General features: G+C 69.5%; 7 protein-coding genes and 1 tRNA gene. 3 read left to right on the top strand and 5 right to left on the bottom strand.

Annotated elements, in window-relative coordinates:
- The first annotated feature begins 388 nt into the window (after positions 1 to 388).
- Positions 389 to 462 (top strand) — tRNA-Met (locus ACFWXQ_RS37915).
- Positions 463 to 608: 146 nt separating this feature from the next.
- On the opposite strand, the gene ACFWXQ_RS37910 is transcribed toward ACFWXQ_RS37915, so the two are convergent.
- Positions 609 to 1,025, bottom strand: a complete 417-nt coding sequence (locus ACFWXQ_RS37910) for a Fur family transcriptional regulator (protein ID WP_143636461.1) — start codon at positions 1,023 to 1,025, stop codon at positions 609 to 611.
- 137 nt (positions 1,026 to 1,162) lie between these two features.
- Here ACFWXQ_RS37910 and ACFWXQ_RS37905 point away from each other — a divergent pair, with 137 nt between their 5' ends.
- A complete protein-coding gene (locus tag ACFWXQ_RS37905; RefSeq protein WP_383954132.1) occupies positions 1,163 to 2,635 on the top strand; it encodes a catalase in 1,473 nt (490 codons plus the stop codon).
- A 116-nt stretch (positions 2,636 to 2,751) separates the two neighbouring features.
- Here ACFWXQ_RS37905 and ACFWXQ_RS37900 read toward each other — a convergent pair whose 3' ends face one another.
- Positions 2,752 to 3,144: a cyclic nucleotide-binding/CBS domain-containing protein gene (locus ACFWXQ_RS37900; protein WP_055617015.1), complete on the bottom strand. Its 393-nt coding sequence runs from the start codon at positions 3,142 to 3,144 to the stop codon at positions 2,752 to 2,754.
- Between the two features lie 164 nt (positions 3,145 to 3,308).
- Positions 3,309 to 4,109, bottom strand: a complete 801-nt coding sequence (gene hisN, locus ACFWXQ_RS37895; protein ID WP_055617014.1) for a histidinol-phosphatase — start codon at positions 4,107 to 4,109, stop codon at positions 3,309 to 3,311.
- Between the two features lie 252 nt (positions 4,110 to 4,361).
- On the opposite strand from hisN, the gene ACFWXQ_RS37890 reads away from it, so the two are divergent.
- Positions 4,362 to 4,973 carry a TetR/AcrR family transcriptional regulator gene (locus ACFWXQ_RS37890; RefSeq protein ID WP_383954135.1) on the top strand — a complete coding sequence of 204 codons (612 nt, stop codon included), beginning with the start codon at positions 4,362 to 4,364 and terminating at the stop codon, positions 4,971 to 4,973.
- Positions 4,974 to 5,043: 70 nt separating this feature from the next.
- On the opposite strand, the gene ACFWXQ_RS37885 is transcribed toward ACFWXQ_RS37890, so the two are convergent.
- Entirely contained in the window at positions 5,044 to 5,367 is a 324-nt protein-coding gene (locus ACFWXQ_RS37885) for a multidrug efflux SMR transporter (RefSeq protein WP_189837529.1), read from the bottom strand.
- 145 nt (positions 5,368 to 5,512) lie between these two features.
- On the bottom strand, positions 5,513 to 6,523 hold the full coding sequence (gene rsgA / locus ACFWXQ_RS37880; protein ID WP_383397022.1) for a ribosome small subunit-dependent GTPase A: 1,011 nt from the start codon (positions 6,521 to 6,523) through the stop codon (positions 5,513 to 5,515).
- Between the last annotated feature and the right edge of the window lie 14 nt (positions 6,524 to 6,537).

Raw genomic sequence — 6,537 nt, 5'->3', positions numbered from 1 at the left:
CCTCTACACCCCCCCCCTTTCGGGGTTTTTTTTTTTTTTTTTTTGGCGGCGGGGGGGGGGGGGGGGGGGGGGGGGGGGGGGGGGTTTCACGGGGGGGGGGTGGGGGATCGGCCTGGCGGCCTCGTCCTCAAACGCCGGACGGGCTGGAAGTCGCGGCCCGGGCCGCGAAAGTGCCCCGCTGTGCGAAGGCGCCCCATTTAGGGGCGCGGGGAACTGCGCGCCCAGCCGCACGCCACCCGCACCCAACATCAGGCACACGCCACTCGCACCCAGCATCAGGCAAGCGACCTTTCACGTCGGCCCCTCCGGCGTTGGAGGGGTGGGGATCCGGGGTGCGGGGAACTGATTTGCACTGGTCGGCGCCGGTGACGTACTGTTCAGACATCGCCGCGGGGTGGAGCAGCTCGGTAGCTCGCTGGGCTCATAACCCAGAGGTCGCAGGTTCAAATCCTGTCCCCGCTACTGAAGACCGAAGGCCCGGAACCAATGGTTCCGGGCCTTCGGTGTGTTCGGGGGCGGGAGGGACGGCAAGGGGTGGGGATGGCGAAAGCCCCGGCCTGAGTCGACCGGGGCCGGGGCTTTGCTTTGGGGAGTGGTGGGGCTGGCGGTCAGGCTGCCGCGCAGTTTGGGCATACGCCACGGTAGGTGACCTCTACGCCTGAGACCGCGAAGCCGAAGCGCTCGGAGTCGGGGAGGTCAGCCAGCGGATTGCCGCCCGGGTGCACGTCCTTGATCGCGCCGCACTGGGCACAGACCAGGTGGTGGTGCGGACTGTGCGCGTTCGGGTCGTACCGCTTCGCGCGCTTGTCCGTGGCGACTTCCAGCACCTCGCCGAGTGAGACCAGCTCACCCAGGGTGTTGTAGACGGTCGCCCGGGAGATCTCCGGCAGCTTGGCCACGGCCCTCGCATGGACCTCGTCGGCCGTCAGGTGGACGTGATCGCCGTCGAGGACCTCGGCCACGACGCGCCGTTGCGCGGTCATGCGCCAGCCGCGTCCGCGCAGTCGTTCCAACAGGTCGCTCATACCACCAATCCTAGCAGCAGGTAGGCCCAGTTTCCGAACAGGTGTGACTTTGGAGCACTCCTTGACTTAGACATTGTCTATTGTAGGATCTAGTTCGGCCCTGGTTGAGGGACAGGAACGGCCAGGATCAGCAAGGAATGACGCAGGAGGCGCACGTGACTCAGGGACCGCTCACGACGGAGGCCGGCGCGCCGGTCGCCGACAACCAGAACAGCGAGACCGCGGGCATCGGCGGCCCTGTTCTCGTCCAGGACCAGCTCCTCCTGGAGAAGCTCGCCCACTTCAACCGTGAGCGAATCCCGGAGCGTGTGGTGCACGCCCGTGGCGCCGGCGCGTACGGCACCTTCACGGTCACCGCCGATGTCAGCCGGTACACACGCGCCCACTTCCTCTCCGAGGTCGGCAGGCGGACCGAGACCTTCCTGCGCTTCTCCACCGTGGCCGGCAACCTCGGCTCGGCCGACGCCGTCCGTGACCCGCGCGGCTGGGCGCTGAAGTTCTACACCGAGGAGGGCAACTACGACCTCGTCGGCAACAACACCCCGGTGTTCTTCATCAAGGACGCCATCAAGTTCCCCGACTTCATCCACACGCAGAAGCGCGACCCGTACACGGGCTCCCAGGAGGCCGACAACGTCTGGGACTTCTGGGGGCTCAGCCCGGAGAGCACCCACCAGGTGACCTGGCTCTTCGGCGACCGCGGCATCCCTGCCTCGTACCGCCACATGAACGGGTACGGCTCGCACACCTACCAGTGGAACAACGAGGCCGGCGAGGTCTTCTGGGTCAAGTACCACTTCAAGACCGACCAGGGCATCAAGAACCTGACGACCGAGGAGGCCGTGAACGTCTCCGGTCTCGACCCCGACTCGCACCAGCGCGATCTGCGCGAGTCGATCGAGCGCGGCGACTTCCCGACCTGGACCGTTCAGGTGCAGATCATGCCGGCGGCCGACGCGGCGACGTACCGCTTCAATCCGTTCGACCTGACCAAGGTGTGGCCGCACGAGGACTACCCGCCGATCGAGATCGGCAGGCTGGAGCTCAACCGCAATCCGGAGAACGTCTTCGCGGAGGTTGAGCAGAGCGTCTTCTCGCCCGCGCACTTCGTGCCGGGCATCGGGCCCTCGCCCGACAAGATGCTCCAGGGCCGCCTGTTCGCGTACGGCGACGCCCACCGCTACCGCGTCGGCGTCAACGCCGACCACCTGCCGGTGAACCGTCCGCACGCCACCGAGGCGCGTACGCACTCCCGTGACGGCTTCCTGTACGACGGCCGCCACAGGGGTGCCAAGAACTACGAGCCGAACAGCTTCGGCGGCCCGGTCCAGACGAACCGGCCGCTGTGGCAGGCGACCGCGAACTTCACGGCGGGCACCGGCAACCACGAGGCCCCGGTCCACTCCGAGGACGACGACTTCGTGCAGGCGGGCAACCTCTACCGCCTGATGTCCGAGGACGAGAAGGGCCGTCTGGTCGACAACCTCGCGGGCTTCATCGCCAAGGTCTCGCGCGACGACATCGCCGAGCGCGCGATCGACAACTTCCGTCAGGCCGACGGAGACTTCGGCAAGCGGCTGGAAGCCGCGGTCCAGGCCCTGCGCGGCTGACGCCAGCACTGGAACGCTTGCCGTCGAAGAGCGGGCCGGATCTCTCGTACCGGAGATCCGGCCCGTTCGCCTTCCTGGTCGTGGTCAAGGAGAGCCGTGCCCGAGCAGAACCGCGCTCAGGCCGGGGCGTGCTGCCGCAGTGGCGCCCAGCAGCGGATGATGTCGCGGACCGAGACGATGCCGACCGGCTCGCCGCGGTCGAGGACGACGAGGTGGCGGAAACCGCCGTGGGTCATGGCCAGGGACGCCTCCTCCAGCGTCCAGGTCGGGGCGGCGAACACCACGTCGGTGGTCGTGTGGGCATGGGCCCGCTCGGCGTCCGGGCTCTGGCCCAGGCCTACGGAGTTGAGGATGTCGCGCTCGGTGAGAATGCCGAGCCCGCCTTCGTCGGGGTCGAGAACCACAGCCGCGCCCACGCGGCGTGCGGACATCAGCGCGGCGGCCTGCCGGAGGGTGTGAGCGGGTCCGATGGTGAGGACCACCGTGCTCATGGCGTCGCGGACGAGCATGGACGGAGCCACCTCCTACGAATCCGTTAGTTAACGGATTCACAAGTTCACAAGTGGGGGGACTCTCAGAGTCGCAGTTAAAGAGACGGTCAACAAGAGGGCGTGTGCAGGCGATATTTGGGGCGCGTTCTCGCCTGTCAGTGCCTCAACTGCCCCCGGGCGCCTCAGTAGCGCTGATTCAGATACCCCAGCAACTCGTCGTGGAGGATGCCGTTCGACGCGGCCGCGTTGCCGCTGTGCGGGCCCGGGCGGCCGTCGAGGCCCGTGAAGGAGCCGCCCGCCTCGGTCACGACGATCGCGGTCGCCGCCATGTCCCACAGCGACAGTTCGGGCTCCGCGCAGATGTCGACCGAGCCCTCGGCGACCATCATGTACGGCCAGAAGTCGCCGTACGCGCGCGTGCGCCACACCTCGCGGGTCAGGTCGAGGAAGCCGTCGAGCAGGCTGCGCTCCTCCCAGCCGCTCAGCGAGGAGTACGCGAAGGACGCGTCCCGCATGCGTGAGACCTGGGAGACCTTGAGCCGGGACGCGGACGACAGACTGCGGCCGGTGAACGCGCCGTGGCCCTTCGCCGCCCACCAGCGGCGGCTCAGCGCGGGCGCGGAGACCACTCCGACGACCGGCTGGTAGCCGCCCTCGCTCGCCTCCATCAGCGCGATGAGCGTGGCCCAGACGGGTACGCCGCGTACGTAGTTCTTGGTGCCGTCGATCGGGTCGATCACCCAGCGGCGGGGGCCCGTGCCCTCGACGCCGTACTCCTCGCCGAGGATCGCGTCCCGCGGCCGTGCCCGTTGGAGGTGGCCGCGGATCAGCTCCTCGGCGGCCTTGTCGGCCTCGCTCACCGGGGTCATGTCCGGCTTGGTCTCGACCTTGAGGTCGAGCGCCTTGAACCGGTCCATCGTCGCGGCGTCGGCGGCGTCCGCCAGGACATGGGCGAGGCGCAGGTCATCGCGATAGTCGGGCATGAGCGAACCGTATCTTCCGGGTCCCTCCGCGGGGAACGGGGGGAGACCGGGGGTTGTGTTACAGGTACGGGTCGGATGCGGGTGGTCGCACCCCGCCGCGGCCGGTCGCACCCCCGCGACGAGCCGCGGTCCGGCACGGCCGCGCGCCCCTCGGCGGCGCTTGGCGCCCCCTGGCCGTGCCGCGAACCCTTGACAGTGCCTCCGTGCGCGTCAACTCTGAAGCGCAGAGCCGATCGCCCCCGGGAGGCGACGATGCCTGCAGCGCGGGAATCCCTGCTGGACGCCGCCTACACGGCGCTCGGACGCCGTCCGTGGTCCGCCGTGCGGATGGTCGACGTGGCCGCCGCGGCCGGGGTCTCCCGGCAGACCCTCTACAACGAGTTCGGGAGCAAGGACGGGCTCGCGCGTGCGCTCGTACGGCGGGAGGCCGATGCGTATCTCGCGGGGGTCGAGCGGGCTCTGGTGAGCCATGCCGAGCCCCGGGAGCGGTTGGCCGCCGCGGCGGAGTGGACGGTGTCGGCGGCCCGGGGAAACGCGCTGGTGCGGGCGATGCTCACGGGGTGCTGGGCGGAGCGGCTGCCCTCGCCCACCCTGTCCGCGGTGCCGTCCTCGTCGGCCGTGCCCGCTCAGCGCAGGGCCGATGGGCCGTTGCCGTCGCCGAGGGACTTCGTGGGACTTGTACGGGACCGGGCCGTCGCGTCGCTGACCGTGCCGGGTGCGTCGAAGTCCGAGGCCGCGGAGTTGGCCCGGGCCTGTGAACTCGTGGTGCGGCTGGGGGTGTCGTGTGTGCTGGCCCCCGCCGGGGAGGGCGGCACGGCGGGGCTGGTCCGGGACGCCTTGACGACTGTGCGGTCGGTGAGTTGATGCGGCTGCGGGTGGGTGGGCACAGACAAAGGACCGGTTGCCGGTGACCGGTGACCGGTGACCGGTGCTCCTAGTGGGACGAGCCCGACAGTTGCAGGCCGATGACTCCTATGATCACCAGGGAGATCGAGATGATCTTCAGGGTGGAGACCAGGTCGTCGAGGAAGATCATGCCGTAGATGGCGGTGCCGGCGGCGCCGATGCCTGTCCAGACCGCGTAGGCGGGGCCCACGTCGAGCTTCTTGAGGGACAGGGTGAGCAGGCCGAAGCTGCCCAGGGCGAAGATGCAGAAGGCCACCGTGGGCCAGAGTCTCGTGAAGCCGTGGGAGAGCTTGAGGCAGACGGCGAAACCCGTCTCCAGGAGCCCCGCAACGACAACCAGCAGCCACGCCATGTGATGCCCTCCCACGCTCCGTGACCGCTTCGTCTCGCTTGCATCCCGCTTGGTGCGATTATGCCTTTACCGTCGCAGCGGGGATGCAAACAACACTGAGGTCAAGCGGAGATCGGTCGCAGATCAGCCGGGGATCAGCCGGGGATCAGTCCCCCTCGCGCCGCTCGCGCGTGGAGAGCAGTCGGCGCAGTGAGTAGAGCCGGGCCGGATCCGCGTGACCCTCGGCCACCCACGCGTCCAGTGCGCAGTCCGGTTCGTCGTGGCTGCACGCGCGCGGACAGCCCTCGGTGCCGGGCTCCAGATCCGGGAAGGCCTTGATGACCCGGGACGGGTCCACATGGTGCAGGCCGAAGGACCGTACGCCCGGCGTGTCGACGACCCAGCCGTCGTTGTCGGGCAGCGGGATCGCCCGCGCCGACGTCGTGGTGTGCCGGCCGCGGCCGGTGACCGCGTTGACCACGCCCGTCGAGCGCCGCCGCTCTCGCGACACGAGCGCGTTGACCAGCGTGGTCTTGCCGACGCCCGAGTGCCCGACGAAGGCCGTGATCTTGCCGTCCAACTGCTTGTGCACGCGGTCCAGCGCCTCGCCGCTCTCCAGCTCCTGACGGCTCGTCACGACGTACGGGACGCCCAACGCCCCGTACAGCTCCAGGAGTTCGTCGGGCGGGGCCAGGTCCGACTTCGTCAGGACCAGCAGGGGGTCCAGGCCGCCGTCGTACGCCGCCACCAGGCAGCGGTCGATGAGGCGCGGGCGGGGCTCGGGGTCGGCCAGGGCCGTGACGATGGCCAGCTGGTCGGCGTTGGCGACGACCACACGCTCGTACGGGTCGTCGTCGTCGGCCGTGCGGCGCAGCACGGAGGTGCGCGGCTCGATGCGGACGATACGGGCGAGGGTGTCCTTCTCGCCGGAGAGGTCGCCGACGATGGCCACCCGGTCGCCGACGACCGCGGCCTTGCGGCCCAGTTCGCGGGCCTTCATCGCCATGACGACCCGATCGTCCACCAGGCAGGTCAGGCGGCCCCGGTCGACGGTGAGGACCATGCCCTCGACCGCCTCCTCGTGCTTGGGGCGGATGTTCGTACGAGGCCGGTTGCCCTTGCGGTTCGGGCGCTGGCGGATGTCGTCCTCGTCGGTGTGCTTGCCGTAACGGCGCATGATCCCGGTCCGCC

Source organism: Streptomyces sp. NPDC058697 (genome assembly GCF_042715345.1).
Taxonomy (GTDB): Bacteria; Actinomycetota; Actinomycetes; order Streptomycetales; family Streptomycetaceae; genus Streptomyces; species Streptomyces liliifuscus.
This window is presented reverse-complemented; position numbering and strand designations above follow the sequence as displayed.

Bases quoted from the DNA above. Each gene is read 5' to 3' on its own strand.
- rsgA (WP_383397022.1), bottom strand. From the start codon at position 6,523: ATGCGCCGTTACGGCAAGCACACCGACGAGGACGACATCCGCCAGCGC.
- ACFWXQ_RS37905 (WP_383954132.1), top strand. From the start codon at position 1,163: ATGACGCAGGAGGCGCACGTGACTCAGGGACCGCTCACGACGGAGGCC.
- ACFWXQ_RS37890 (WP_383954135.1), top strand. From the start codon at position 4,362: ATGCCTGCAGCGCGGGAATCCCTGCTGGACGCCGCCTACACGGCGCTC.
- hisN (WP_055617014.1), bottom strand. From the start codon at position 4,109: ATGCCCGACTATCGCGATGACCTGCGCCTCGCCCATGTCCTGGCGGAC.
- ACFWXQ_RS37910 (WP_143636461.1), bottom strand. From the start codon at position 1,025: ATGAGCGACCTGTTGGAACGACTGCGCGGACGCGGCTGGCGCATGACC.
- ACFWXQ_RS37885 (WP_189837529.1), bottom strand. From the start codon at position 5,367: ATGGCGTGGCTGCTGGTTGTCGTTGCGGGGCTCCTGGAGACGGGTTTC.
- ACFWXQ_RS37900 (WP_055617015.1), bottom strand. From the start codon at position 3,144: ATGCTCGTCCGCGACGCCATGAGCACGGTGGTCCTCACCATCGGACCC.